Source organism: Bradyrhizobium sp. SK17, assembly GCF_002831585.1.
Taxonomy (GTDB): domain Bacteria; phylum Pseudomonadota; class Alphaproteobacteria; order Rhizobiales; family Xanthobacteraceae; genus Bradyrhizobium.
The window spans coordinates 3,126,819-3,150,990 of the sequence record NZ_CP025113.1 but is presented as its reverse complement, the minus strand read 5'-3'; the positions used below and the strand labels follow the sequence as shown (position 1 = coordinate 3,150,990).

The 24,172-nt window shown below is 64.7% G+C and carries 22 protein-coding genes and 1 pseudogene; 10 read left to right on the top strand and 13 right to left on the bottom strand.

From position 1 onward, the window contains the following. Nucleotides 1-120: 120 nt before the first annotated feature. Nucleotides 121-393, bottom strand: a complete 273-nt coding sequence (locus CWS35_RS14675) for a bacterioferritin-associated ferredoxin (RefSeq protein ID WP_024580509.1) — start codon at nucleotides 391-393, stop codon at nucleotides 121-123. 358 nt (nucleotides 394-751) lie between these two features. Here CWS35_RS14675 and CWS35_RS14670 point away from each other — a divergent pair, with 358 nt between their 5' ends. Further along, nucleotides 752-1,057 carry a hypothetical protein gene (locus CWS35_RS14670; RefSeq protein WP_024580508.1) on the top strand — a complete coding sequence of 102 codons (306 nt, stop codon included), beginning with the start codon at nucleotides 752-754 and terminating at the stop codon, nucleotides 1,055-1,057. Between the two features lie 235 nt (nucleotides 1,058-1,292). After that, a complete protein-coding gene (locus CWS35_RS14665) occupies nucleotides 1,293-1,577 on the top strand; it encodes a hypothetical protein (RefSeq protein WP_024580507.1) in 285 nt (94 codons plus the stop codon). 78 nt (nucleotides 1,578-1,655) lie between these two features. Here CWS35_RS14665 and CWS35_RS14660 read toward each other — a convergent pair whose 3' ends face one another. Next, nucleotides 1,656-2,885 carry a lytic murein transglycosylase gene (locus tag CWS35_RS14660; protein ID WP_100956353.1) on the bottom strand — a complete coding sequence of 410 codons (1,230 nt, stop codon included), beginning with the start codon at nucleotides 2,883-2,885 and terminating at the stop codon, nucleotides 1,656-1,658. Nucleotides 2,886-2,968: 83 nt separating this feature from the next. Between CWS35_RS14660 and CWS35_RS14655 the strand changes: the two genes are divergently transcribed. After that, the gene (locus CWS35_RS14655) at nucleotides 2,969-4,093 is read left to right on the top strand and encodes a toll/interleukin-1 receptor domain-containing protein (protein ID WP_024580505.1); all 1,125 of its coding nucleotides are present in this window, start codon (nucleotides 2,969-2,971) and stop codon (nucleotides 4,091-4,093) included. An 18-nt stretch (nucleotides 4,094-4,111) separates the two neighbouring features. Here CWS35_RS14655 and CWS35_RS14650 read toward each other — a convergent pair whose 3' ends face one another. Both CWS35_RS14650 and ettA read right to left on the bottom strand, forming a co-directional pair. Then, nucleotides 4,112-4,696 (bottom strand): TIGR00645 family protein, encoded by a 585-nt coding sequence (locus CWS35_RS14650; RefSeq protein WP_100952307.1) that lies wholly within the window; start codon nucleotides 4,694-4,696, stop codon nucleotides 4,112-4,114. A gap of 242 nt (nucleotides 4,697-4,938) precedes the next feature. Further along, nucleotides 4,939-6,588, bottom strand: coding sequence for an energy-dependent translational throttle protein EttA (gene ettA / locus CWS35_RS14645; RefSeq protein WP_024580503.1), 1,650 nt, complete (start codon nucleotides 6,586-6,588; stop codon nucleotides 4,939-4,941). 274 nt (nucleotides 6,589-6,862) lie between these two features. Here ettA and CWS35_RS14640 point away from each other — a divergent pair, with 274 nt between their 5' ends. Then, complete coding sequence (locus CWS35_RS14640) at nucleotides 6,863-7,114, top strand: hypothetical protein (protein ID WP_100952306.1); 252 nt, start codon at nucleotides 6,863-6,865, stop codon at nucleotides 7,112-7,114. 116 nt (nucleotides 7,115-7,230) lie between these two features. Next, nucleotides 7,231-8,193: a D-2-hydroxyacid dehydrogenase family protein gene (locus tag CWS35_RS14635; RefSeq protein ID WP_100952305.1), complete on the top strand. Its 963-nt coding sequence runs from the start codon at nucleotides 7,231-7,233 to the stop codon at nucleotides 8,191-8,193. Nucleotides 8,194-8,637: 444 nt separating this feature from the next. Here the strand turns inward: CWS35_RS14635 and CWS35_RS14625 are convergent, their stop codons facing one another. Both CWS35_RS14625 and CWS35_RS14620 read right to left on the bottom strand, forming a co-directional pair. Continuing rightward, the gene (locus CWS35_RS14625; protein ID WP_029878984.1) at nucleotides 8,638-9,393 is read right to left on the bottom strand and encodes a hypothetical protein; all 756 of its coding nucleotides are present in this window, start codon (nucleotides 9,391-9,393) and stop codon (nucleotides 8,638-8,640) included. Nucleotides 9,394-9,496: 103 nt separating this feature from the next. Beyond that, nucleotides 9,497-10,737, bottom strand: a pseudogene (locus tag CWS35_RS14620) (L,D-transpeptidase family protein). Between the two features lie 327 nt (nucleotides 10,738-11,064). Between CWS35_RS14620 and CWS35_RS14615 the strand changes: the two are divergent. Further along, a complete protein-coding gene (locus tag CWS35_RS14615; protein WP_100952303.1) occupies nucleotides 11,065-11,880 on the top strand; it encodes a hypothetical protein in 816 nt (271 codons plus the stop codon). Nucleotides 11,881-11,996: 116 nt separating this feature from the next. On the opposite strand, the gene sseA is transcribed toward CWS35_RS14615, so the two are convergent. The 3 genes from sseA to CWS35_RS14600 are packed head-to-tail and all read right to left on the bottom strand — an operon-like array spanning nucleotide 11,997 to nucleotide 14,528. Further along, nucleotides 11,997-12,854 carry a 3-mercaptopyruvate sulfurtransferase gene (gene sseA / locus CWS35_RS14610; RefSeq protein WP_100952302.1) on the bottom strand — a complete coding sequence of 286 codons (858 nt, stop codon included), beginning with the start codon at nucleotides 12,852-12,854 and terminating at the stop codon, nucleotides 11,997-11,999. A gap of 30 nt (nucleotides 12,855-12,884) precedes the next feature. Further along, nucleotides 12,885-13,298, bottom strand: a complete 414-nt coding sequence (locus CWS35_RS14605; protein ID WP_024580496.1) for a rhodanese-like domain-containing protein — start codon at nucleotides 13,296-13,298, stop codon at nucleotides 12,885-12,887. Between the two features lie 54 nt (nucleotides 13,299-13,352). Beyond that, nucleotides 13,353-14,528 (bottom strand): VWA domain-containing protein, encoded by a 1,176-nt coding sequence (locus CWS35_RS14600; RefSeq protein WP_024580495.1) that lies wholly within the window; start codon nucleotides 14,526-14,528, stop codon nucleotides 13,353-13,355. A gap of 166 nt (nucleotides 14,529-14,694) precedes the next feature. Between CWS35_RS14600 and CWS35_RS14595 the strand changes: the two genes are divergently transcribed. From CWS35_RS14595 to CWS35_RS14580, 4 genes are all read left to right on the top strand, one after another. Further along, entirely contained in the window at nucleotides 14,695-16,608 is a 1,914-nt protein-coding gene (locus tag CWS35_RS14595) for a diguanylate cyclase (RefSeq protein ID WP_100952301.1), read from the top strand. Between the two features lie 129 nt (nucleotides 16,609-16,737). Next, the gene (locus tag CWS35_RS14590) at nucleotides 16,738-16,983 is read left to right on the top strand and encodes a GlsB/YeaQ/YmgE family stress response membrane protein (protein WP_024580493.1); all 246 of its coding nucleotides are present in this window, start codon (nucleotides 16,738-16,740) and stop codon (nucleotides 16,981-16,983) included. Nucleotides 16,984-17,076: 93 nt separating this feature from the next. Further along, complete coding sequence (locus CWS35_RS14585; RefSeq protein ID WP_024580492.1) at nucleotides 17,077-17,919, top strand: MoxR family ATPase; 843 nt, start codon at nucleotides 17,077-17,079, stop codon at nucleotides 17,917-17,919. Nucleotides 17,920-18,012: 93 nt separating this feature from the next. Then, entirely contained in the window at nucleotides 18,013-19,515 is a 1,503-nt protein-coding gene (locus tag CWS35_RS14580; RefSeq protein WP_100952300.1) for an NAD(P)/FAD-dependent oxidoreductase, read from the top strand. Here CWS35_RS14580 and CWS35_RS14575 read toward each other — a convergent pair. The 4 genes from CWS35_RS14575 to CWS35_RS14560 form a co-directional block, all read right to left on the bottom strand. After that, nucleotides 19,487-20,566, bottom strand: coding sequence for an IS30 family transposase (locus CWS35_RS14575; RefSeq protein ID WP_245438962.1), 1,080 nt, complete (start codon nucleotides 20,564-20,566; stop codon nucleotides 19,487-19,489). The two genes, CWS35_RS14580 and CWS35_RS14575, sit on opposite strands and share 29 nt — an antisense overlap. A 183-nt stretch (nucleotides 20,567-20,749) precedes the next feature. After that, nucleotides 20,750-22,393, bottom strand: coding sequence for a GMC family oxidoreductase (locus CWS35_RS14570; protein WP_100952299.1), 1,644 nt, complete (start codon nucleotides 22,391-22,393; stop codon nucleotides 20,750-20,752). Nucleotides 22,394-22,421: 28 nt separating this feature from the next. Continuing rightward, entirely contained in the window at nucleotides 22,422-23,015 is a 594-nt protein-coding gene (locus CWS35_RS14565) for a GNAT family N-acetyltransferase (protein WP_100952298.1), read from the bottom strand. Nucleotides 23,016-23,183: 168 nt separating this feature from the next. Beyond that, complete coding sequence (locus CWS35_RS14560; RefSeq protein ID WP_100952297.1) at nucleotides 23,184-24,110, bottom strand: SMP-30/gluconolactonase/LRE family protein; 927 nt, start codon at nucleotides 24,108-24,110, stop codon at nucleotides 23,184-23,186. Nucleotides 24,111-24,172: the final 62 nt, after the last annotated feature.

The following is a 24,172-nucleotide window of genomic DNA, read 5'->3' as shown; positions in this document are numbered from 1 at the left end:
CCTGTCGCGGCCAAACTGGTCCGCACTGAATTTAGAACGCTTCTAAATCAGTTTGCCGACGAGGGCAAGCCTGCGCAGAAGCGGTGCGTGGATAATTGGATTCGGGAGATCTGGCTGAAATCAGCAGGCCGCGAGGGCGAACTCGCCCGCCTGGGCGTCCTGGTTGGCGGCGTGCGGGTGGCCGGCGTGGGGGCAGCCGGCGCAGCAGGCCTTGGCGCAGGGACCGAGCGCCTCGTCGATGATCGCCTTGATGGTGCGCGCGCAGCGGCCGCATTCGGCGCTACAGCCGAGGCAGCCGTAAACCTGCTTGGCATTTCGAGTCACGGACCCGCCGGCATTCACGGCATTGCGGACATCGTGGTCGCTGAGAACGTTACAGGAGCAGACAATCATCAGAGCAAGCGGGTCCAACGGGTGATGCTTGGCAATATGGATATTGTCGGGCCCGACCTGATGCAAAAGGAAAAGACGGTTTTTGTAGCAATTCCAAACTGATGCGGGATTCATATTGGAATGGGTCTAAATCAGATTGGCTCGCGCTTGCGCGACGAATCGCCCTCAAATGCCCGCCGGCGTCCGCTTCACCGCCGGCGCAACGAGCTTGTGCGTTGCAAGATATGTCAAAAGCTGCAAGCATTTGGACGCGAATGCGGCAGCGTCGTTCATTGATCATTCAAGCGGAATATGGAACCTTCAGGCGAGACAGATCGCCAACGCACGCTGTCCCAGCTCCCGTGAGAAAGGTGAGGTCATGAAGAAGACATTGCTGGCGCTTTGCGCCGCCGCCACTCTGGCGGTTTCGGCTGTGGCGGTGCCCGCCCCCGCCCAGGCACAACGCGGTGTCGCCGCTGGCGTCGCTGCGGGATTGATCGGTGGCGCCATCGTCGGCGGCGCGATCGCATCGCAGAACGGCTACTACGGTCCGGGCTATGGCTACTACGCGCCCGGTCCGGCCTATGTCGCCGAACCCGGTTACGGTCCCGACTGCTACTGGCAACGGCAGCGCTTCTGGGACGGCTACAACTGGCGCATTCGTCGCGTTCGCGTTTGCGACTGATCGACGTTCATCTCGATTAATTCGAACCAGATGTCCCGGAAAACAGACTGTTTTTCCGGGACATCTGTTTGGGTGGCCAGAAAAAACCGCTTTTCTGCGCGATGAGCCTGCCGACGTTTACTTTCGGTTGACTGTTCTGCGCTGTTTAGCAAGACAGCAGTTCGAGATCAGCGTGCGAGTCACCTAAACCCGGCGTCGAACCACGACGCCACCACCTTCCAGGAGAGCCAAAGACATGAAGAAGACTTTAGCTGCCCTTGTCGCCGTTACCACGATTGCCGGTTCGCTGGCTGTTGCTCCGCCTGCCAAGGCCGGAGACGGCGGCGCGATCGCAGCCGGCGTTGCCGGCGGCCTGATCGGCGGCGCCCTGCTCGGCGGCGCTATCGCAGGCGCGCGCCCGGCCCCGGTCTATGTTGCACCGGCGCCTGTTTACGTCGAAGAAGCTCCGTGCCGCTGGGTTCGCGAGCGCTTCTGGGACGGCTATGGCTGGCGCTTCCGTCGCATCCAGGTTTGCGATTGATCGACTGACACGGTTTCAGCATCACACTCGAAAACCCGGCCTGACGGCCGGGTTTTTGTTTGCGCCGCCAGCCGCTGGTCAGCGCCCGTTCATCGCGCGCAGCACCGCCTCGCTCGGCCAGCAATCGACCTTCAGCCCGGCCTGCTTCTGATAGGCGCCGAGCGCCGCGCGGGTCTGCATCCCGGCCTTGCCGTCGAGCTTGTCCTTGTAGAGGCCGATCTTGGTGAGATGCTGCTGCATCGCCTCGACATCGGTGGAGCGCAGCTGCTTCGAGGCCGACCATGGCGTCGCGAACGGCTGCGGGCTCGTCATGCGGTCGGCGAGATGGCCGACGAACAGCACGTAGAGATCGGAGAAATTGTATTCCTTGATCACGAAGTAGTTCGGCGTGGTCAGGAAGGCCGGACCGTAGATGCCCTCCGGTTGCAGCAGCGAGGCCGACTGCGCCTGCTCGGTGGCGCTGAGCTTTTGCCCGCGCACCGGCACGAAGCCGGCGCGCAGCCACTGGCTGATCGGCTTCGTCACTTCGGGCACGCCCATCGTGCAGTCGGCATTGCCGGGTGCCGTGACCTCGTAGGCCCAGCGCACGCCGGGTTGCCAGCCCTTGTTGACGAGTTGCTGCGCGGCGGAGGCGAGCGCGTCCGGCACCGAATGCCAGATGTCGACCTTGCCATCGCCGTCGAGATCGACGCCGTGCTTGTAATACTCGGACGGCAGGAACTGGGTGTAGCCGGTCGCGCCCGCCCAGGACGAGCGCAGCTCCTTGCGCGTCACCACGCCCTCGCCGAGGATCTTCAGCGCGAGGATGAACTCGGTGCGGTACTGATCCTTGCGGCGGCCGACATAGGCCTGGGTCGCGACCACGCGCAGCGTGTCGTAGGGCAGCGCGTAGCGGCCGTAATCGGTCTCGCGGCCCCAGATCGCCAGCACGATCGGCGCCGGCACGCCGAACCGCTTCTCGATCGCGTCGAGCGAGGAGCGATACTTCTGCATCAGCCGCTGCCCCTCCGCCGCGAGCCGCGCGATCGACGCTTCCTTGATGTAGTCGGCCGGCACCTGCACGAACTCGGCCTGCGCCGGCGCGCCGGTCTTCGGACGTCCGGGCAGGATCAGATCTGGCAGCTTGTAGTCGGGCTCGAGGGAGCGCGTCTCGCGCTCGAAGGTTTCACGCGACACGCCAGCGGCCTTGGCTTCCGGCCATAGCGAGGCGACGAACTGGGTGAACGCGGCGTCGGCGGCGTAAGCGGGCCGCTGTAGCGGCGCAACGAGCAGCAATGCGCATGCGACGAGTGTGGCTGGCCATTTCATGATCGATCTCATCCGGCAGAAACAGGCATTGCAAAGTGGATTCCGCAATTGTCAGAATTCAATTCTGGGTGGTAGGTTTTGCCATGCGCATATTTCTGTCATTTCCCTCCGAATTGGAATCGCAGGCCGACAGCATCGCTCAGTCCCTGCGCAATTGCGACCATGACGTTTTCTTTTCGCACGACGATCTCCCGCCGGGCGACAGCTTCGATGCGCGCGTCGAAAAAGCCATCGAAAGCAGCGATTTTATGGTGTTCCTGATCAGCCCGGAATCGGTGACCAGGGGACGCTACACGCTGAGCGAGTTGGCCTTTGCCCGCACCAAATGGCCGAACCCGAGCAATCGCGTGCTGCCGGTGATGATGGCACCGACCCCGCTCGACCAGGTCCCGACCTATCTCAAGGCGGTCACGATCCTGGAACCGCAGGGCAGCGCCGCGGCCGAGACACGCGCCGCGGTGGATCGCATGCTGGAGGCCGAGAGCGCGCAGTCGCGTGGGCGATCCATCATGCCGTTCCTCGCGCTTGCGCTCGCCTCGGCGGTCGCCTGCACCCTTACCGTGAAATATGCCACCGGCATCCTGCAATACTCATTCGTCGATACCGGGCCGGCCGGCGGAGTAACCGTGCTTCCCGGCCTGATCTTCGGATTGGTGGTCGCGACCTGCAATTTCATCTTCGGCATCAGGGATCGGTTTCAGCTGGCGCTGGTGGTTGCGATCACTGCGGCGGCATGGATCGCGGCCTTCGATGCCAGCAGCGTCACGCTGCAATCGCTCAGCCAGTATTCGCGAGCCGTCAACACCCCGGCTGATGCCGCCGCCAGCCTCGCGGACGCGACGACAGAACCCGCCGCCGAGGTCCGCGACACCCTCAGCAACAACCCTTTCATGGGCTACCTGATCGGCGGCGTCGGCGGCGCGGTTGGGGGTGCGATCACGATTCTTGGCGTGATCCTGACAAATCCCGGCTTCAGGCGGCTCGACAGCGTCGTCATTACCTGGCTCGCGGCGATCGCCGCGGGCACAGTCTACGGCGCGGTCGTCAAATTTCCGGATTGGCTGGGCTGGCTGGTGCTGTTCGGCGTCTGGCAGCCCGCATTCCTGCTCGCGATGGCCCGCGGATTCCCGCGCGGCGCGGCGCAGATTCCGGGTTGGCTTGGCAGGATCACCGCACCGATCCTCGCCGGCTCGCGCACGGCGCGGTGATCCTCATCTCACTGCGCCTCAGTGCCCGACCTGCTGCTTGGCGCCCTCGATCGAGTCGTTCGACAGCTTGTCGACGAAGGCGATGCCGATGGCCGACAGGATGAACACGCAGTGGATGATGGTCTGCCACATCACGCCAGCCTCGGTGTAGGTGGCCTTGCCGGACGACAGCGCGCCGGCTTCGATGAAGGTGCGCAGCAGATGGATCGAGGAGATGCCGATGATCGCCATCGCCAGCTTGATCTTCAGCACACTGGCATTGACATGGCTGAGCCATTCCGGCTCGTCGGGATGGCCCCGCAGATTGAGGCGCGAGACGAAGGTCTCGTAGCCGCCGACGATCACCATCACCAGCAGGTTCGAGATCATGACGACGTCGATCAGGCCGAGGACGGCCAGCATGATCTGCTGCTCGCTGAAATCGAAGGCATGGGCGAACAGGTGCCACAGCTCCTTGAGGAACAGCACGACGTAGACGCCCTGGGCGATGATCAGGCCGACATAGAGCGGCAATTGCAGCCAGCGCGATCCGAAGATCAGCATGGGGACGGGACGCAGCGACCGGCCCTTGGAGCGGGCGGGCGCGTCGGAAACAGCGGACATGAGGGAGTGCTCGCGGGATTGGAAATTGCGGAGCGCTCTATCTACGCAATCCCGCGCGCTTGAAAAGCGACAACTGGCCGCAGATTACGCCGCGATCCGGTCACGATTCCGCAAATTTGCACGTCGTGACGCTCGCTCTTCTCACGCGTCATGGCCAGGCTTGTCCCGGCCATCCACGTCTTTGTCGCCGCGAAGCAAGACGTGGATGCCCGGCACAAGGCCGGGCATGACGGTGTCGCAGTTCAGCGCGTCAGCTTCTTGTACTTCACGCGGTGCGGAATGATGCTGTCCTGGCCGAGCCGGCGCATCTTGTCCTTCTCGTAGTCCTGGAAGTTGCCCTCGAACCATTCGACATGGCTGTCGCCCTCGAAGGCCAGGATGTGGGTCGCGATGCGGTCGAGGAACCAGCGATCGTGGCTGATGATGACGGCGCAGCCGGCGAAATCCTCCAGCGCCTCTTCCAGCGCGCGCAGCGTGTCGACGTCGAGGTCGTTGGTCGGTTCGTCGAGCAGCAGCACGTTGGCGCCGGACTTCAGCATCTTGGCGAGATGCACGCGGTTGCGCTCACCGCCGGACAGCGCACCGACCTTCTTCTGCTGGTCGGCGCCCTTGAAGTTGAACGACGAGCAGTAGCCGCGCGAGTTGACTTCCTTCTTGCCGAGCAGGATCAGCTCGTTGTTGCCGGAAATCTCCTCCCACACCGTCTTCTTGCCGTCGAGCGCATCGCGCGACTGGTCGACATAGCCGAGGTGAACGCTTTCACCGACGGTGATGGTGCCCTTGTCGGGCTCCTCCTGCTTGGTGATCATCTTGAACAGCGTGGTCTTGCCGGCGCCGTTGGCGCCGATCACACCGACGATGCCGCCCGGCGGCAGCTTGAAGGTGAGGTCGTCGATCAGCATGCGGTCGCCAAAGCCCTTGCTGAGGCCTTCGAAGTCGACGACGTTCTGGCCGAGCCGTTCGGCGACCGGAATCGTGATCTGCGCGGTCTGGGTCTGCTTCTCGCTGGCCTGCTTCAGCAGCTCCTCATAGCGCTGGTAGCGCGCCTTGGACTTGGCCTGACGTGCCTTGGGCGAGGATGCGATCCACTCCTGCTCGCGAGCCAGGGTCTTCTGATGCGCGGCGTCCTCGCGGCCTTCCTGCTCGAGCCGCTTCTGCTTCTGCTGCAACCAGGATGAATAATTGCCCTCGTAGGGGATGCCGCGGCCGCGGTCGAGCTCGAGGATCCAGCTCGTGACGTTGTCGAGGAAGTAGCGATCGTGGGTCACGATCAGGATCGCGCCGGGATAGTTGCGCAGATGGCCTTCCAGCCACGATACCGACTCGGCGTCGAGATGGTTGGTCGGTTCGTCGAGCAGCAGCAGTTCCGGCTGGTCGAGCAGCAGGCGGCACAGCGCGACGCGGCGGCGTTCACCGCCCGAGAGCTTGGTGACATCGGCATCGTCGGGCGGGCAGCGCAGCGCGTCCATCGCCTGGTCGACCTTGCTGTCGAGATCCCACAGGCCCTGGGCCTCGATCTCGTCCTGCAATTTGGTCATTTCGTCAGCCGTCTCGTCCGAGTAGTTGACGGCCAACTCGTTGTAACGGTCGAGGATCGCCTTCTGCTTGGCGACGCCCTGCATGACGTTTTCACGAACCGAGAGCGAGGCATCGAGCTGCGGCTCCTGCTCGAGGTAGCCGACGCGGGCGCCCTCGGCGACCCAGGCCTCGCCGTTATATTCCTTGTCGAGGCCGGCCATGATCTTGAGCAGGGTCGACTTGCCCGAGCCGTTGACGCCGAGCACGCCGATCTTGGCGTCCGGGTAGAAGCTCAGATGGATGTTATCGAGCACCTTGCGGGTCGGGTACGCCTTGGTCAGACCCTGCATGAAATAGATGAACTGGCGAGCCATCCGCTGTCCCTGGAATTGATCCGATGTGTGGAAATTTTGCTGCCGCCGATGTAACGGCCGGCCCCCGAAAGCGCAACCGCGGGCCAGGCGTTTTCCGTCCGTTCACCACGTTTCATCGGTGCACCAGGGGTGATTACCGGATCGACACCATGTGTGCGCCGAATCACGACAATTGAAACCATCTTTTAATAAATCAGGCCAAAACTCGTTTCCAACGCCGGAAAAACGGCGGTTTTCGCGGCAGAACCGCGACCAGAACAGTAGAGGCCATGTCATGGCTACCATTATTTCAGCACCTCTCGCGCGCCCGGTAATCAAGGGCCAGGCGACGCCGTTCGCCGAATTTCGTGCCTTTTGGCGTGCCTTCTTCGTCAAGGCCTTCAATCCCTACCGCCCGGAACTGCACTATATGCGCGGTCCTGGTCCGGCCTGCCGGGCCAAGCAGATGGCGCTGTCGCCGGCGGTCCGATCGATGCTCGCCGATATCCGGTCCGCCAAGGCGCACAAGCCGTCCCGTCCGGCGTGACCGTCGCCGATTTTTGAAACCGCGGCCGCTTGCGCGCCTGCCGATTGCGCGCGACCATCACGGGCGTTGCGACGGTTGATCTCCCGCCGTCGTCCTCACCCTGATTGGACCTCCCGATGACGCGGCTGCGCTGTGCAATCCTCGACGACTATTTCGGCATCGCGCTGTCGCTGGCCGATTGGCCACAGGTCAAAGACCGGGTCGACGTCACGGTGTTCGACAAGCCGTTCGCCAGCGAAGCCGATGCAGCCGGCGCGCTGAAGGACTTCGAGATCATCTGCGCGATGCGCGAGCGCACCCCGTTCCCGAAGAGCCTGCTCGACGTGCTGCCCAAGCTGAAGCTCCTGATCACGTCGGGCATGCGCAACGCCGCGATCGACATGGCGGCCGCCAAGGAGCGCAAGGTGGTGCTGTGTGGCACCCAGTACAGCCGCGATCCCACCGCGCCCCTGACCATGGGCCTGATCCTGGAATTGACCCGCGGCATCGGCCGCGAGAACGCGCGCATGCATGCCGGCGAGGCGTGGCAGACGTTTGCCGGCACCGAGATCGAGGGCAAGACGCTTGGGATCATCGGCCTCGGCAAGCTCGGCAGCAAGGTCGCCGGCATGGCCAAGGTGTTCGGCATGAACGTGATCGCCTGGAGCCCCAACCTGACGCCCGAGACGTGCAAGGAGGCCGGCGTCGGCTACGCCAGCAAGGACGAGCTGTTCGCGACATCGGACATCATCACCATTCATGTCGTGCTGAGCCCGCGCTCACGCGGACTGGTCGGCGCCGCCGACCTCGCCCGCATGAAACCACGGGCCTATCTCGTCAACACCGCGCGCGGGCCGATCGTCGACGAGGACGCATTGCTTGCCGCACTGCGCGACAAGAGGATTGCCGGGGCCGGCATCGACGTGTTCTCGGTCGAGCCGCTGCCATCGGACCATCCGCTCCGCAAGCTCGACAACGTCGTGATCACGCCGCATCTCGGCTACGCGACCCGCGAGAGCCTCCAGGCGCATTATCAGCAGATGGTCGCCTGCATCGACGCCTTCACCAAAGGCGGCGAACCGCCGCGGCGCCTCGCCTGATCGCAGCATTCGTCGCGACTAAAGCGGGATAAGCTCTGATTGAATCGGCTTGGCGCGGTCTCGGTTCACCTCGCCCCGTTGGGGAGAGGTCGGATTGCGCTGGCGATGCGAAGCTTCGCCCAGTGCAATCCGGGTGAGGGCTCTTGCTCTCTCGATAGACCGGAACCCCTCACCCGATTTGCTGCGCAAATCGACCTCTCCCAAGTAGGGCTATCGCATATGACATCTAAGGGCTCTGGAACTGACGTTTCCGCATCGTCGTGCCCGGGCTTGTCCCGGGCATCCACGTCTTGTTTTCTTGTGAAGGAAGACGTGGATGGCCGGGACAAGCCCGGCCATGACGGCGTTCACATGGGCTGCTCACACCATATGCGATAGCCCTGCTCTCCCAAGGGAGAGGTGAACTATCGACGCCGCTCCAGATCAACCTAATCTCATCATGCTCTAGCCGAGCCAGCGGAACGCTCGCTCGAGCTCGGCACGGCCGTTGCGGTCGTACCAGCGGCCATGGGCGAGGATGATCCGCTCCGGGTCCCATCCGATCATGCAGGTGACGGCGGCCTTCAGTGCCGCCTTGTCGCGCCGGAAGGTCAATCGCATGTCGCGCGGCGTACTGCCGTCCGGATCGCGCACGCCACCGATCCAGGTCAGGAATCGCATCAACGGCGAACCAATTCGTTCGGTTTCGAAATTCTCGATCAGGTCGGTCAGCAGCAAGGTCCGTGACTTCAGGTGGAAGAACACAGCCTCCGTCATGTAGCTGCCGGCAACCGGAAGCGTCGCAATCCACTCATCCCACGGATAGCCCGATCGCCGTTCCAGCGGCTCGCCATCGAGGGCCAGCCGATCGCCGGCCTGCTGTGCGATCCCACGCGCGAGAAAGACGCGCGCGTCGGGATAGGCCGCATGCCATTCAGGGATCCACCAATAGTGCAGGCGGTTCGGCCCGATGATCCAGCGCGGCGTGCCGAGACGGGCAATCCCGGCCTTGAGCTCGTCCACCAACGGGGTTGGCGAGTGAATGAAGAGCTGCGCGCCGGGCAGACGCAGGATCGTTGCGCGGGTCGGAAACGGCATCCTGAAGCCGCGCGGGCCGAACCGGATCACCGGGCCGTCGACGATCCACACATCGTCGGCGACCGGCTTCGGCGTGTTCAGCGGCGGATAGGTCAGGCGGGTTTCCTGCCGAGCTTCTTGCATCGCATGCCTCATAGCGGCAACGTCGAAACAGACTGGCAGGTTGCAACAAAAAAAGGGCGCACCGTTGGCGCGCCCTTTTCAACAATCAATTCGCCTGGTTGGCCTAGCGCACCGTCACCGGCGCGGGCAGCGGCTGCACCGAGGTCGGCTGCGTGCCGGGCAGCGGCGCGACCTGGGCCTGCGCAGGAGCCATCGGGTTCGGCGGCGGCGCCGCGGAGGCCGTCGTCGTCCCCGGGGCTGCGCCGCCGGGCAGCACTACCACGCGGGTGCCGACCTTGGCGCGTTCAAACAGGTCCGAGACGTCCTCGTTCAGCATGCCGATGCAGCCCGACGACACGAACTTGCCGATGGTCGACGGCTGGTTGGTGCCGTGAATGCGGTACACGGTCGAGCCGAGATACATCGCACGGGCGCCGAGCGGGTTGCCGGGTCCACCAGCCATGAAGCGCGGCAGATAGGGCTGACGCTCGATCATCTCCGGCGGCGGGTGCCAATCCGGCCACTCCGCCTTGCGGGTGATCTTCTGCACGCCGGTCCAGGTGAAGCCATCGCGGCCGACACGGACGCCGTAACGGATCGCCCGGCCATTGCCGAGGACGTAATAGAGATAGGTGTTCGGCGTATCGACCACGATCGTGCCGGCCGGCTCCTTGGTCGCGAACGCCACTTCCTGGCGGCGCAGGTTCGGTGCCAGCTGCGCCGGGCCGTCTTCCGGCTGGTCGTCGGGCGGCAGCGCTGCGATCTGCACCGGCTTGCCATTGGCATCGACCGGCGCCTGCTGCTGCGGCACCGCTCCGGTCACGCCCTCCGGCGGACGCATGCCGCCGCGGTCGTCGCCATAGGATACGCCAGCGGCCGGAACGCCATTGTCGCGATTGGCCTGCTGCGGGCCGCCACGATCGCCATAGATCACCGGCGGCGGCCCCATCGGCCGGCCGTAGCGCGGATCATCGGGCGACATCACAGGACCATTCGGCGCGCCGCGGTCGGAATAGACCGGTGCGTTCATCGGACGGCCATAGCGCGGATCGTCGGGCGACATGACGGGGCCGGTCGGCGCACCGCGATCGGAATAGGCCGGAGCATTCATCGGGCGGCCATAGCGCGGGTCGTCGGGCGACATCACCGGGCCCGGCGGCGGCAGCGCAGCGGAATTGCGCGGCGCGTCTTCATCGTCGTTGAGGGCGTCGAAATCCGGCATGTTGCCCTGCGGATAGGGCTGGGGCGCCGTCGAATAGGCAGTGCCCTGGGGGCCGGATAACCCTGCTGCGCATGCGCGAGCGAAGTTCCCGCCACGCCGAGAGCCGCGGCAGCGCAAATCGTCAGAATGCGGTTGATCATCATTGCTCTTGTATAGTCCCCAAGCGACACCGGACCGTTAACGGCCCAATGCAGGAAGATAGCGGCGCATTCAAGACAATTCCGCGAAACCCGGGCTATTTCGGGCTTATTGTGAATTCGCATCAGCGCTGCGGCAAAGATGTCTCACGACCGGGCAAAGTCCGTCTACGTGGCCAAAGTCATCAATCGCTCGCATTTTGTAACAAACAGTCCCGGGACGTTGCGATATCCTCGAATCGGCCTGATTCGCGCTCGCGACGCCGGCTTTTTGTGTGGTCACCGCGTTCCCTCGACATCGACACCCTCCCGTAGAAGGGGGAACCCGCGCTTATGCTCCCCGGCCTTCGTTTCCTGTTCGCTGCGATCGTGCTGGCGACGTCGCTTCTGGTGTTCGGGCTCGGGGCAGCCGCGCTGTTTCGCGCGGCACACGAGGAATTCGCCAGCATTCCGGCCCGCCGGGCGCCGCCCGAGCCGCAATTCGCCCAACAGGCCGAAACACAGCCTGTGCTGGCGATGGTTCGTGTCGAGCCGTCCGCGACCGACAAGGTGACCGCTGACAAGGTGGCAACCGACAGCGCGGCCCCCGCCACCCCGGCGGCGTCCGAGCCGGCCGCTGCCGCCGAGGCATCGCCTGCGGCCGAGCCGGAGAAGGTCGCCGCAGTGAAGACGGACGATCCAACCCCGCCCAGGCCAGACGCCCAGGCGGCGGAGACGCCTGCGCCGGCACAGCCCACCGAGGTTGCTCCGCAAGCGCCGGCCGCTGACCCGGCACCGCAGACCGCCCCGGTCGCCGCCGAGGCCAAGGTCGCCGCGATGCCTGATCCGCCGACCGCCGCCAGCGCCCCCGCGCCTGCCGCACCGACCGTTGCGGTCGCCGCGCCGGAGCCCGCGGCGATGCCGTCACCCCGAGCAAGTGAGGCCGCAACGAGGATTGCGACACTCGGCGGCCCCGAGGTCGTTGTCGAACAGCCTGTGGCGCCGAAGACCAGCGAGGCGAAGAAGCCGGAGCGGAGCACGGCCAGCAAACCGGCGCCGCGTCATAAGGAGCGCCGGCGCATTGTCCGCACGCAGCCGGCGAGGCAGGTCGTTCAGCAGCAACTCGATCCGTTCGGCCAACCGACCCTGGTGCCGCTCACTCGGCGCTAAAGCGAGGTAAGGTTGAGTTGGAACAGCGTCGAAAGTTCACCTCTCCCTTGGGAGAGGTGAAGCAAGACCGCGCCAAGCCGATTCAACCAAAACTCATGCCGCTTTGGGAGTATTGATCAGGCCGGCCCGGTCGCGATCGGCGGGCCGCTTGCCTGGCCCCATTCCGACCATGAGCCGTCATAGAGCGCGGTGTCGGTGACGCCGATCCGGTACAGCGCGAGCGTCAGCACGCCGGCCGAGACACCGGAGCCGCAACTGGTCACAACAGGCGCATCGAGCCTGACGCCGGCACCGGTGAACGACTTGCGCAGATCGTCGAGCGGCTTCATCTCGCCGGTCGCGGCATCGAACAATTGGTTATAGGGCACGTTACGGGCGCCCGGAATGTGACCGGCGCGGATGCCCGGCCGCGGCTCCGGCGCGCGGCCCTCGAAGCGCTCGGCGGCGCGCGCGTCGATCACCTGCTCCTTGCGGCTTTCGACGTTGGCGATCATCTGCGCAATGCTGCGCACCCGCTTCGGATCGTAGCTCGCCTCGAAGGTCGCGGGCTTCGGCCTGACCTCGCCGCTCTCGACCGCCCGGCCCTCGGCGCGCCACTTCTTCAGGCCGCCATTGAGGATGCGCACGTTGCGATGGCCGTAGGACAGGAACATCCACCATGCGCGCGGTGCGGCGACCCAGCCGCCGGCATCGTAGATCACGACGGTGTCTGCATTGCTGACGCCAAGCCCGCCGACGTCGTGGCCGAACTGCTCGGCGCTCGGAAACATGTGCGGCAGCGGATTGGCGTGATCCGACACCGCATCGACGTCGAAGAACACCGCGCCGGGCAGATGGGCTGCGAGATAATCGTCCTTCGGCAGCGGCAGCACGCCCGGCAGCTTGAAGGTCGCGTCGAGCACCTTGACGTTGGCATCGCCGAGATGCGCGGCCAGCCATTCGGTCGAAACGAGCGGATCGTCGGCAACGGTCATGATCTGATGTCCCTGCGGGCCTGAGGCCTTTCAGCCCTTCTTCTTCGGCTCCCACGCCTCGATCGGGCCGCCGGCCTCGCGCCAGGCGGCAAAGCCGCCGCCCATATGCGCGACCGGCTTCAGGCCCATGTCCTTCGCGGTCTTGGCGGCGAGCGCCGAGCGCAGGCCGCCGGCGCAGTGGAAGATGAACTTCTTGTCTTCCTGGAAGATCGGCTTGGCATAGGGGCTGTTCGGATCGATCCAGAATTCCAGCATGCCGCGGGTGCAGGAGAACGCGCCGGGGATCTTGCCGTCGCGCTCGATCTCGCGGGGATCGCGGATGTCGACGATGACGACGTCGTTCTTGCCGATCAGCGTGATCGCATCGGCCGCGCTGATGGTTTCGATCTCGGCATTGGCCTCGTCGATCATCACCTTGATGCCGCGATGGATGGTCTGGGGCATGGGGCTCTCCCTGATGTTGTTGGCGCGCCTGGCGGCGCGCGACGCGTTATGCGTTTAGCGCACCAGCTCCCGCATCGCGTTCTCCAGACCCTCGATCGTGATCGGATACATGCGCTCGGAGAACAGGCGGCGGATGATGGTGGTCGATTCAGAATAGTCCCAGTGCTTCTGCGCCACCGGATTGAGCCACACCGTGTGCGGATAGGTGCGGGTGATGCGGTCGAGCCAGACCGAGCCGGCCTCTTCGTTGACATGCTCGACCGAGCCGCCCGGCACCATGATCTCGTAAGGCGACATCGAGGCATCGCCGACGAACACCACCTTGTAGTCGTGCGGGTACTTGTGCAGCACGTCCCAGGTCGGGGTGCGATCGGTGAAGCGCCGCTTGTTCTGCTTCCAGACGCCTTCATAGAGGCAGTTGTGGAAGTAGAAATATTCCATGTGCTTGAATTCGCTCTTGGCGGCCGAGAACAATTCCTCGACCTGCTCGATATGCGAATCCATCGAGCCGCCGATATCGAAGAACACCAGCACCTTGACCGCGTTGCGCCGCTCGGGGCGCATGTGCACGTCGAGATAGCCGTGGTTGGCGGTCTCCTTGATCGTGGTGTCGAGGTCGAGTTCGTCCGGCGCGCCGGTGCGCGCGAACTTGCGCAGCCGCCGTAGCGCGACCTTGATGTTGCGGATGCCGAGCTCGACATTGCCGTCGAGGTCCTTGAACTCGCGCTTGTCCCACACCTTCACGGCGCGGTTGTTGCGGTTCTTCTCCTGCCCGATCCGCACGCCTTCGGGATTATAGCCATGGGCGCCGAACGGCGAGGTGCCGGCGGTGCCGATCCACTTGCTGCCGCCCTGGTGGCGGCCCTTCTGTTCCTCGAGCCGCTTCTTCAAGGTCTCCATGAGCTTGTCCCAGCCCATCGCCTCGATCTGCTTCTTCTCTTCCTCGGTGAGGTATTTCTCGGCGAGCTTCTTCAGCCACTCCTCGGGGATCTCCGCCTTGCCCATGGCATCGAGCAGGCTCTCGAGCCCCTTGAACACGGTGCCGAACACGCGGTCGAACTTGTCGAGATTGCGCTCGTCCTTCACCAGGGCGGCGCGCGACAAATAATAGAAGTTCTCGACCGTCTGTTCGGCGAGATCGGCGTCGAGCGCTTCCATCAAGGTCAGATATTCCCGTAGCGTCACGGGGACCTGGGCGTCGCGCAGTGATGTGAAGAACTGCAGGAACATGGTTACTTAAATCGCCCGCCCTGCCGGTGCCGTCAAGGGCCCCTGCCCCGCCCGTTCCGGCGGATCAGCCATTCACTTTCACTTAACCACCCTGGCCGGCTCCGGCCAAGGACCCGAAACGCGACGCTAGGATGCGGCGTTGATCACTGGAGGTAGTACGACGCCAGTGGACCCGACCGACCTGCCCCGCGCTTCCCCCAGGACGCCGAACCCGTTCGCGCCGGCGGTGATCGTCGCTGCCGTGGCGGTGGTGATGACGGCGTGCGTGCTGGGGCTGGTGGTCTGGAAGGCGGTCGACGCCCGGTCGATGGCGCTGGCGCAGGGCGAGCGCGATATCCGCAACCTCGCGCATTCGCTCGCCGAGCACGCCTCGCGGTCGATCCAGGCGGCCGACGTCGCGATGAGCGGCATGGTCGACCTGCTGAAGTATCAGCGGCCGCGGCAGGATCGCTTCAATCTCTATCTGCGCAACACCGTCGAGACGCTGCCGCAGATCCGCGAGATCGGCGTTCTCAACGCCGACGGCGACTGGATCTATTCCTCGCTCGACCAAAACCCGCATTACAACAACGGCGACCGCGCCTACTTCACCGGCCATCGCGACTCCACCGATCCGACGCTGCACATCAGCGATCCGCTGCGCTCGCGATTGACCGGACGCACGACCATCATCCTGTCGCGGCGCATCAGCAATCAGGATGGCAGCTTCGGCGGCGTCCTCGTCGCGGCGATCGACGCGGCGTATTTCGACAATTTCTACCAGGCGTTCCAGTTCGGCCCGCATGCCGGGATCTCGCTGCTGCGCACCGACGGCACGGTGCTGGCGCATTGGCCCGACGGCAAATGGAACAGGGATCCGTCGGCCGCCTTCAAGGCGAAGATTTGGGACGCACCCAGCGGCTACACCAAGACGGTCTCGCCGTTCGACGGCTACACCAAATATCTCGGCTATGAACGCGCCTCGCTCTATCCGATCGTGGTGACGGTCGCACGGCCGGAGAGCGAGATGCTTGCGGCCTGGCACGAGGCGCTGCGCTATGACGCCATCGTCGGCATCATCATGATGGGCCTGGTGACGATGCTTGCGCTGATGCTCTCGGTCCAGTTTCGCCGCCGCGCCAGGATCGAGGCCGCGCTGCGCGAGCGCGAGGCCAGCTACCGCCTGCTCGCAGACAACGTCGCCGACGTGGTGATCAGGCTCGATCGCACCGGCAAGCTGCTGTTCGTCTCGCAATCGGTCGAAGCCATCCTCGGCCGCAAGGCCGCCGACCTGATCGGCCAGTCCTGCTTCGCCTTCGTGCATCCCGACAGCCTTGCCGATGTCACCAGGGCGACCTCCGAACTGACCGACTGGACCACCACCCGCACCGTCGAGTTCAAGACCCTGCGCGCCGACGGCTCGCATATCTGGGTCGAGATCAATCTCAAGCTTGCCGGCGCCGCCGACGACCATCACGGCATCGAGGTGGTCGGCGTGATGCGCGACGTGACCGAGCGCCGCAAGATGGAGGACGAGCTCGGCGAGCTGAACGCCCGCCTGTCCGAACTCGCCACGACCGACGGCCTGACCGGGCTCGCCAACCGCCGCAGCTTCGACAACGCGCTGCCGCGCGAGTTTCGCGACCGCGAGCTGATCTCGCTTATCATGCTCGATATCGATCACTTCAAGGGCTTCAACGACACCCAGGGCCACCAGGCCGGCGACGCGTGCCTGCGGCGGGTGGCGCGCGTGATCGCGGACGCCACCACCAGCACCACGGCGCTGGCGGCGCGCTACGGCGGCGAGGAGTTCGCGATCATCCTGCCCGGGGTCGATGAGCAGGATGCGCTGACGGTCGCCGAAGCGATCCGCCTCGCTGTGCGGTCGCTGGCGATCGCCAATCCGGCCGCGCGCCGCGGCGTGGTCTCGATCAGTCTCGGGATCGCCAGCCGATCGGCCGCGACCGCGAGCGAGAACGAATTGCTCGGCCAGGCCGACCTCGCGCTCTACGAGGCGAAGGGCTCGGGGCGCGACCGAACGGTGCTGGCCTCGTCGCTTTCGGGTGACGGCCATTCCGCGGGGCGGAAACAGTACGCCTGACATACTATGCGCCAGCCGCTTATGCGCTCGGTGCCGTCCAGGGTACCGCTGCGCTGCGGAATCCGCCCTAGACCGTGCGGCTTTTTCAATTACAATTGCGCCTGACAAGACATTGGGCAGGACGTTTGAATGGGCATCATTGCGGCACTGGTGATCGGTGCGATTGCCGGCTGGCTCGCCGGGCTGATCGTGCGCGGAGCGGGCTTCGGGCTGATCGGCAACATCGTTGTCGGCATCATCGGCGCGCTGGTGGCGAGCTGGCTGTTGCCGCGGCTCGGCGTCAGCCTCGGCAGCAGCGCGATCCGCGACATCGTCAACGCGACGATCGGCGCCGTCGTGGTGCTGGTGATCCTGTCGCTGATCAGGCGGGTCTGATCGAACAATTCGCATTTCCGGCGGCCGCTGCGAGAGCGGTCGCTTCATGTTGAGGTCCAAGCGGCCGACGAACGAAGCAAGGCAAACAGATAGATGAAATTCACCGGTACCAAGGACTACGTCGCCACCGATGACCTCAAGGTCGCCGTCAATGCCGCCATCGTGCTCGAGCGCCCGCTGCTGGTGAAGGGCGAGCCGGGCACCGGCAAGACCGTGCTGGCCGAGGAAGTCGCCAAGGCGATCGACGCGCCGCTTCTGACCTGGCACATCAAGTCGACCACCAAGGCGCAACAGGGCCTCTACGAATACGACGCGGTGTCGCGGCTGCGCGACAGCCAGCTCGGCGATGCCCGCGTTTCGGACATCAAGAACTACATCAAGCGCGGCAAGCTGTGGGAAGCCTTCACCCACGAGAAGCGCCCGGTGCTCTTGATCGACGAGATCGACAAGGCCGACATCGAATTCCCCAACGACCTCCTGCTCGAACTCGACCGCATGGAGTTCCACGTCTACGAGACCGGCGAGACCATCAAGGCGAAGCTGCGCCCGATCGTGATGATCACGTCGAACAACGAGAAGGAGCTGCCGGACGCTTTCCTGCGCCGCTGCTTCTTCCACTACATCAAGTTCCCCGACGCCGACACGATGGGCCGGATCGTCGACGTGCACTTCCCCGGCATCAAGAAGCGGCTGGTGGAAGAGGCGCTGCGGATCTTCTTCGAGGTGCGCGAGGTGCCGGGCCTGAAGAAGAAGCCCTCGACCTCCGAGCTGCTCGACTGGCTCAAGCTGCTGATGAACGAAGACATCACGCCGGAGATGCTCAGGGAGCGCGATCCGCGCAAGCTGATCCCGCCGCTGCATGGCGCGCTGCTCAAGAACGAGCAGGACGTGCATCTGTTCGAGCGGCTGGCCTTCCTCAGCCGCCGCGAAGTCTAGTTCCGAGATCGGCAAACGCCGGAGCAATGGCTCCGGCGTTTTGCCTCTCTGCCTCAGCCAACGATTTCTCAAGCAACAAGAAGACCAGGGAAGATGAACGTCCAGACCCAGATCCGGGCCGCCGAGCCCGTCACCACAGAGCATTTCGACGTCCTGATCGCGGGCGCCGGCATCTCCGGCGTCGGCGCCGCCTACCACCTCGCCACGCAATCCCCCGGCACCAGCTTCGTGGTGCTGGAGACGCAGAAGACCTTCGGCGGCACCTGGTCGACCCATCGCTATCCCGGCATCCGCTCCGACAGCGACCTGCATACCTTCGGCTATCGCTTCAAGCCGTGGACCAGCGCGCCGATCGCAAGTGCCGAAGAGATCCTGAAATACATGGGCGAGGTGATCGAGGAGAACGACCTCGCCCGCCACATCCGCTATCGCCACACCATCACCGCGGCGAACTGGTCGAACGAGACCAATCTGTGGACCATCGATGCCACCCGCATCGACACCGGCGAGCGGCTGCGCTTCACCACCAACTTCTTCTGGATGTGCCAGGGCTATTATCGCCACGACGCGGGCTACACGCCCGAGTGGACCGACATGGGCAAGTTCAAGGGCACGATCGTGCATCCGCAGACCTGGCCCGACGATCTCGATTACAAGGGCAAGCGCGTCGTCGTGATCGGCTCCGGCGCCACGGCTGCGACCCTGATCCCGGCGATGGCCGCGGACGCCGGCCATGTCACCATGCTGCAGCGCTCGCCGACCTATTTCCGCACCGGCCGCAACGCGATCGAGATCGCCGAGGAGCTGCGCCGATTGCAGGTCGACGAGCACTGGATCCACGAGATCGTCAGGCGCAAGATCCTGTTCGAGCAGGACGCTTTCACCAAGCGGACCTTCGCCGACCCGGAGGGCGCCAAGAAGGACCTGCTGGCAGCGGTCGAGGCCGTTCTCGGCAAGGACTACGACATGGCCACGCACTTCACGCCGCGCTACCGGCCGTGGCGGCAGCGCATCGCCTTCGTTCCGGATGCCGACCTGTTCCAGGCCATCAAGAGCGGCAAGGCATCCGTCGTCACCGACGAGATCGAGCGCTTCACCGAGAAGGGCATCCTGCTCAAGTCCGGCAAGGAGCTCGAGGCCGACATCATCATCACCGCGACCGGCTTCCACCTCTCCGCCAATGGCGGCATCGATTTCGCGATCGACGGCAAGCCGCTCGACTTCAAGGACACCGTGACCTATCGCGGCATGATGTTCACCGGCGTACCGAACCTGGTCTGGGTGTTCGGCTATTTCCGCGCCAGCTGGACCCTGCGCGTCGACCTGGTCGCTGACTTCGTCTGCCGCATGCTCAAGCACATGAAGGCAACCGGCGCGAACAAGGTGACGCCGGCGCTGCGCCCCGAAGACCACAACATGCCGCTGCTGTCCTGGATCGATCCGGAGAACTTCAACCCCGGCTACATGATGCGCGGCATGCACCTGCTGCCGAAGCGTGGCGACAAGCCGGAGTGGCAGCACAACCAGGACTACTGGGCCGAGAAGGACGAATTCCCGGCGATCGACCTCAAGGACAAGGCGTTCGTCTACGGCTGAGCTGCTTCTTTGCCGTCAGCGAAGGGCCACACCACCGCCGTCGTCCCGGCGAAGGCCGGGAGGTGGATTCACACTCGAAGTGCAACACTTGAGCAGCAAAGACCTCTGTCGGGGTCTTGAAGTCAAGGCATTTGCGCGGGGTGTTGTTGTAGGCGGCGATGGACTTGCGAAGGCGGCGGGTCGGCAGCTTCTCAAGGTCGGTGTTGCGTGGGATGAAGCGGCGCATGCGGCCGATGGCGTTCTCGATGCCACCTTTCTGCCAGGGGGCGTGGGGATCGCAGAAGAACGTCTTGATCAAGAGGCTTTGCAAGGAAAGGTGAGCTGCGAACTCGGTGCCGTTGTCGAAGGTGACGGTCCGGCGGATCGGTTGTGGCAGGACCTCGAACAGGCGCACGAGATGGTGGGCGACGCCGGAGGCGAGCTTGCTTGCGAGGGGGACGCCGAGCAACAGGCGGGAGGTGCGCTCATGCACGGCCAAGATCTGCTGACCGTATTTGGAGAACATCATGAGGTCGGCCTCCCAATGGCCCGGGGTCTTGCGATCGGCGACCTCGATGGGGCGCTGATCCAGCGAAACACGGCCTTCGATGAAGCTTGCGGGACTGCCGCCCCGCTTGCCGCGACGACCGCGCTTGCTCTTGCCGCGCGGCAAATAGCGTCGCCAGCTGAAGTCCGAGGTGCGGGTGAGCTGGGCATAGATGAAGCGGTAGATGCTCTCATAGGAGATCACCCTGCGGCCGTGCTCACGCGCCAGCCGGCCGGCGACCTGCTCGGGCGACCAGCCCCAACCAAGACGTTCCAACACCGCGCAGCGCAGGCCGTGCTCTCGTTCGAGGCGAGAGCCCGTCCAGCGCCGCGCTCGCATCTGTTGCTGGGCATAGCTGGGCTTGTAACCGACCTGAACGCCAGAATTGCGGTTCAGCTCCCGAGAGATCGTTGATGGCGGGCGATCCAAAGCTGCCGCGATTTGCCGGATCGAGCTGCCACCGGCCGAAAGCCTGGCAATCTCGCATCGCTCCTCCAGGCAGAGCTGCTTGTAAGTCCGCCCCATGGCAACACCTCCAGATGGAAGTGTTGCACTTCGTTTGTGAACTCAGGGGACCCATACTCCGCGGCGGATGTTGTCGACGGGACTCGTCATTCCACTAACGCTCAACAATCAGCATCGGTGGTTATGGGTCCCGGCCTTCGCCGGGACGACATTGAACGATTATCGTCGTGCGTATCGATCCCCTCACGCGTACTCCGGCAGTTTCGCCGCGGCCTCCGGCGTCTTGCCGCGGATCATGTCGGAGGCCTTGTCGGCAATCATCAGGGTGGAGGCGTTGAGGTTGGCGGAGATCATGCGCGGCATGATCGAGGCGTCGATCACGCGCAGGCCCTCCATGCCGTGGACCCGGAGCTGGTCGTCGACCACGGCCCACGGCGCGTCGGCCGGTCCCATCCGGCAGGTGCAGCCGGGATGGAAGGTGGTGGTGCCGCGCTGGGTCGCGGCCGCGAGCAGTTCATCGTCGCTCGTGACCTTCGGACCCGGAAAATCCTCATAGGCGTAATACGGCTTGAGCGGCTCGGAGGCGAGCAGCCGGCGCGCCAGCTTCATGCCGGCGACGACGACGCGACGGTCGATCTCCTCGGCGAGATAGTTGGTCTGGATGATCGGCGGCGCGAACGGATCGGCCGAGCGGATGCGGACAAAGCCGCGGCTCTCCGGCCGCTGCTGCCATGACGCCACCGTCATGCCGGGCTCGTCCTCGAGCTGGCCCTGCACGCCTTCCTTGTAGCTTGCCGGCGTGAAGGTGAGCTGCAAATCGGAACTCTCGGTGGTCTCGCCGGAATGCCAGAAGCAGTACACCATGGTCGGCGACAGCGACAGCAGGCCGCGCCGCGTCGTCGCCCATTTGATCGCCTCGCCCCACAGGCTGAGGCCGCGCCGCATCTCGTTGATGGTCCGGATGTTCTTGACCCGCGCCACCGAGCGCGGCGCGTAGTGGTCCTGCAAGCCTTCGCCGACACCCGGCAGCGCGTGGCGGACCTCGATGCCGTGCGCCTGCAACAGCTCGGGCGAGCCGACGCCGGAGAGCTGCAATAGCTGCGGCGAGTTGTACGCGCCGCCGGACAGGATGACCTCCTTGGTGGCGCGGATCTCGAGGGGATCGCCGTGCTTGCCGCCGCGGTTGTAACGCACGCCGACCGCGCGCTTGCCCTCGAAGACGATGCCGGTGACATGGGCATGCGTGCGCACGTCGACATTGGGACGGCGGCGCGCCGGATGCAGGAACGCGGTCGCGGCACTGACCCGGCGGCCGTTCAGGATGGTGCGCTGGCAGTACGACACGCCTTCCTGGATCTGGCCGTTGTAATCAGGATTGCGCGGAATGCCGAGCGAGACCGCGCCGGCCATGAAGGCCTCGCAGAGCGGATCCTGCCAGTCCATCGTGGTGACGGTGAGATTGCCGTCGCGACCGCGATAGGTGTCGTCGCCCTCGCCGATCCGTCTCTCCATGCGCCGGAAATACGGCAGCACGTCCGGATAGCCCCAGCCGCGATTGCCGAGTTGCGCCCAGGTGTCGAAATCCTGGCGCTGGCCGCGGTTGTAGATGTGGCCGTTGATCGAGGACGAGCCGCCGAGCGTCTTGCCGCGCGGCGCGTAGATGCTGCGGCCGCCAGTGTAGGGACCCACCTCCTGCTGGTAGGCCCAGTTCACGCTCTTCATGTGGAAGGTCTTGATGAAGCCGGCGGGCAAATGGATGTAGGGATGCCAGTCGCTCGGCCCCGCCTCCAGCACGCACACCCTTGTGCCCGCGTCTTCACTCAACCGGTTGGTCAGCACGCTCCCGGCGGAGCCTGCGCCGATGATCACATAATCGAACGTTTCCATCGTCTCGTTTCTGGCGATGACGTCGAGGTCAACGCACCTTTTCGTGGAGTTGATAGTTCAGATGAGCCTTCACCGTCGGCCACTCGCTGGCGATGATGCTGTAAACCACGGTGTCGCGCAACGTGCCGTTGGGCGCGATCTGATGGCTGCGCAGGATGCCGTCCTGCTTCGCACCCAGGCGCTCGATGCCGCGACGGCTCTGGTGATTGAAGAAATGCGTGCGGAACTCGACGGCGATGCAATCGAGCTTCTCGAACGCATGGGTGAGCAGCAGCAGTTTGCACTGCGTGTTGACCGCGCTGCGCTGCACACGCCTCGCGTACCAGGTCGAGCCGATCTCGACGCGGCGGTTCGCCGTATCGACGTTCATGTAGGTCGTCATGCCCGAGATCCGGTCTTCGACGTCGAACACCGTGAAGGGCAGCATCGATCCGGCCGCCTGCAAGCCGAGCCTGCGGTCGATCTCCTTGGCCATGTTCTCCGGTTGAGGAATCGCGGTGTACCAGAGGTTCGGGAGACTGCCGTCCTTCACTGCCTCGACCAGCCCGTCGCGATGGTCATGCGACAGCGGTTCGAGCCGTGCATAGGGGCCGCGAAGGGTGATCGGTTCAAGCCAGGGCATTTTGTATCCTTTGTCCGTAATCCCGCGCGACCTTATCCGTCATTGCGAGCGAAGCGAAGCAATCCATCTGCCCACATACGCAGATCGATGGATTGCGTCGTCGCGGAGCCTGTCATCGGGCCGCGCTCCGCGCGGACCCGTTGGCTCCTCGCAATGACGTTCCTTACGTCACTTGTTCAGAAAATTCAGCGGCAATCCGGGCCGCGACCAGTCCATCGCGATCAGCTCGCCCTTGCCCGACAGCGTGATGTAGGCGGTCTTCAGGTCGGGGCCGCCGAAGGCGATGTTGGTGGTGACGCGGTCGCCGGTCGGCACCTGCTCGACCAATGTGCCGTCGGGCGCGATCACCGAGATGCAACCCGAGACCAGCGTGGCGACGCAGACGTTGCCGTTGGCCTCGACCGCGAGCGAGTCGAACATCTGGTAGCCGCCGAGGCCCGCGATCGGCTTGCCGCGTTCGCCGCGATAGATCACGTCGCGCGGCTTGATCGTGCCGGGCTCCGACACTTCATAGGCCCACAGCCGCGCGGTCGGCGTTTCCGCGATGTAGACGGTCTTCTCGTCCGGCGACAGGCCGATGCCGTTGGCCGGCAAGATGCCGTGCACGGCCTCGACGATCTCGTTCATGCCGGGCTTCAGATAGTAGAACGCGCCGACATCCATGTCGCGGGCGCGGCGCTTGCCGAGATCGGAGAACCACAGGCCGCCCTGCCTGTCGAACACCAGGTCGTTCGGCCCGCGCAGCTCGTGCTCGCCGCATTTCGCCACCACGGTCTCGAGCTTGCCGGATTGCAGGTCGACGCGCTGGATCGAGCCACCGAGATAATCCTCCGGCTGCGGCCCCGGCATGATCATGTTGCGGGTCGGTATCCAGGAGAAGCCGCCATTGTTGCAGATGTACATCTTGCCGTCGGGGCCGAGCGCCGCGCCATTCGGGCCGCCCGGCACCTTGGCGACGATCTCCTTGCGCCCGTCGGGATACACCCGGGTCAGCCGCTGGCCGCGGATTTCGACCAGCACGACCGACCCGTCCGGCATCACGACCGGACCTTCGGGAAACTCGAGATCGGTGGCGAGAACTCGGATATTGGCCATGGCATCCTCCCGGCTCTTTGGCTGCCGGCGGTCCAACGGTCCCGCACGCGCAACGTTGTTGT

Bases quoted from the DNA above. Each gene is read 5' to 3' on its own strand.
- ettA (WP_024580503.1), bottom strand. From the start codon at position 6,588: ATGGCTCGCCAGTTCATCTATTTCATGCAGGGTCTGACCAAGGCGTAC.
- CWS35_RS14570 (WP_100952299.1), bottom strand. From the start codon at position 22,393: ATGGAAACGTTCGATTATGTGATCATCGGCGCAGGCTCCGCCGGGAGC.
- CWS35_RS14640 (WP_100952306.1), top strand. From the start codon at position 6,863: ATGGCTACCATTATTTCAGCACCTCTCGCGCGCCCGGTAATCAAGGGC.
- CWS35_RS14600 (WP_024580495.1), bottom strand. From the start codon at position 14,528: ATGTTCCTGCAGTTCTTCACATCACTGCGCGACGCCCAGGTCCCCGTG.
- CWS35_RS14650 (WP_100952307.1), bottom strand. From the start codon at position 4,696: ATGTCCGCTGTTTCCGACGCGCCCGCCCGCTCCAAGGGCCGGTCGCTG.
- CWS35_RS14660 (WP_100956353.1), bottom strand. From the start codon at position 2,885: ATGAAATGGCCAGCCACACTCGTCGCATGCGCATTGCTGCTCGTTGCG.
- CWS35_RS14675 (WP_024580509.1), bottom strand. From the start codon at position 393: ATGATTGTCTGCTCCTGTAACGTTCTCAGCGACCACGATGTCCGCAAT.
- CWS35_RS14670 (WP_024580508.1), top strand. From the start codon at position 752: ATGAAGAAGACATTGCTGGCGCTTTGCGCCGCCGCCACTCTGGCGGTT.
- CWS35_RS14655 (WP_024580505.1), top strand. From the start codon at position 2,969: ATGCGCATATTTCTGTCATTTCCCTCCGAATTGGAATCGCAGGCCGAC.
- sseA (WP_100952302.1), bottom strand. From the start codon at position 12,854: ATGACCGTTGCCGACGATCCGCTCGTTTCGACCGAATGGCTGGCCGCG.
- CWS35_RS14590 (WP_024580493.1), top strand. From the start codon at position 16,738: ATGGGCATCATTGCGGCACTGGTGATCGGTGCGATTGCCGGCTGGCTC.
- CWS35_RS14625 (WP_029878984.1), bottom strand. From the start codon at position 9,393: ATGCAAGAAGCTCGGCAGGAAACCCGCCTGACCTATCCGCCGCTGAAC.
- CWS35_RS14560 (WP_100952297.1), bottom strand. From the start codon at position 24,110: ATGGCCAATATCCGAGTTCTCGCCACCGATCTCGAGTTTCCCGAAGGT.
- CWS35_RS14585 (WP_024580492.1), top strand. From the start codon at position 17,077: ATGAAATTCACCGGTACCAAGGACTACGTCGCCACCGATGACCTCAAG.
- CWS35_RS14665 (WP_024580507.1), top strand. From the start codon at position 1,293: ATGAAGAAGACTTTAGCTGCCCTTGTCGCCGTTACCACGATTGCCGGT.
- CWS35_RS14635 (WP_100952305.1), top strand. From the start codon at position 7,231: ATGACGCGGCTGCGCTGTGCAATCCTCGACGACTATTTCGGCATCGCG.
- CWS35_RS14605 (WP_024580496.1), bottom strand. From the start codon at position 13,298: ATGCCCCAGACCATCCATCGCGGCATCAAGGTGATGATCGACGAGGCC.
- CWS35_RS14575 (WP_245438962.1), bottom strand. From the start codon at position 20,566: ATGGGGCGGACTTACAAGCAGCTCTGCCTGGAGGAGCGATGCGAGATT.
- CWS35_RS14615 (WP_100952303.1), top strand. From the start codon at position 11,065: ATGCTCCCCGGCCTTCGTTTCCTGTTCGCTGCGATCGTGCTGGCGACG.
- CWS35_RS14580 (WP_100952300.1), top strand. From the start codon at position 18,013: ATGAACGTCCAGACCCAGATCCGGGCCGCCGAGCCCGTCACCACAGAG.
- CWS35_RS14565 (WP_100952298.1), bottom strand. From the start codon at position 23,015: ATGCCCTGGCTTGAACCGATCACCCTTCGCGGCCCCTATGCACGGCTC.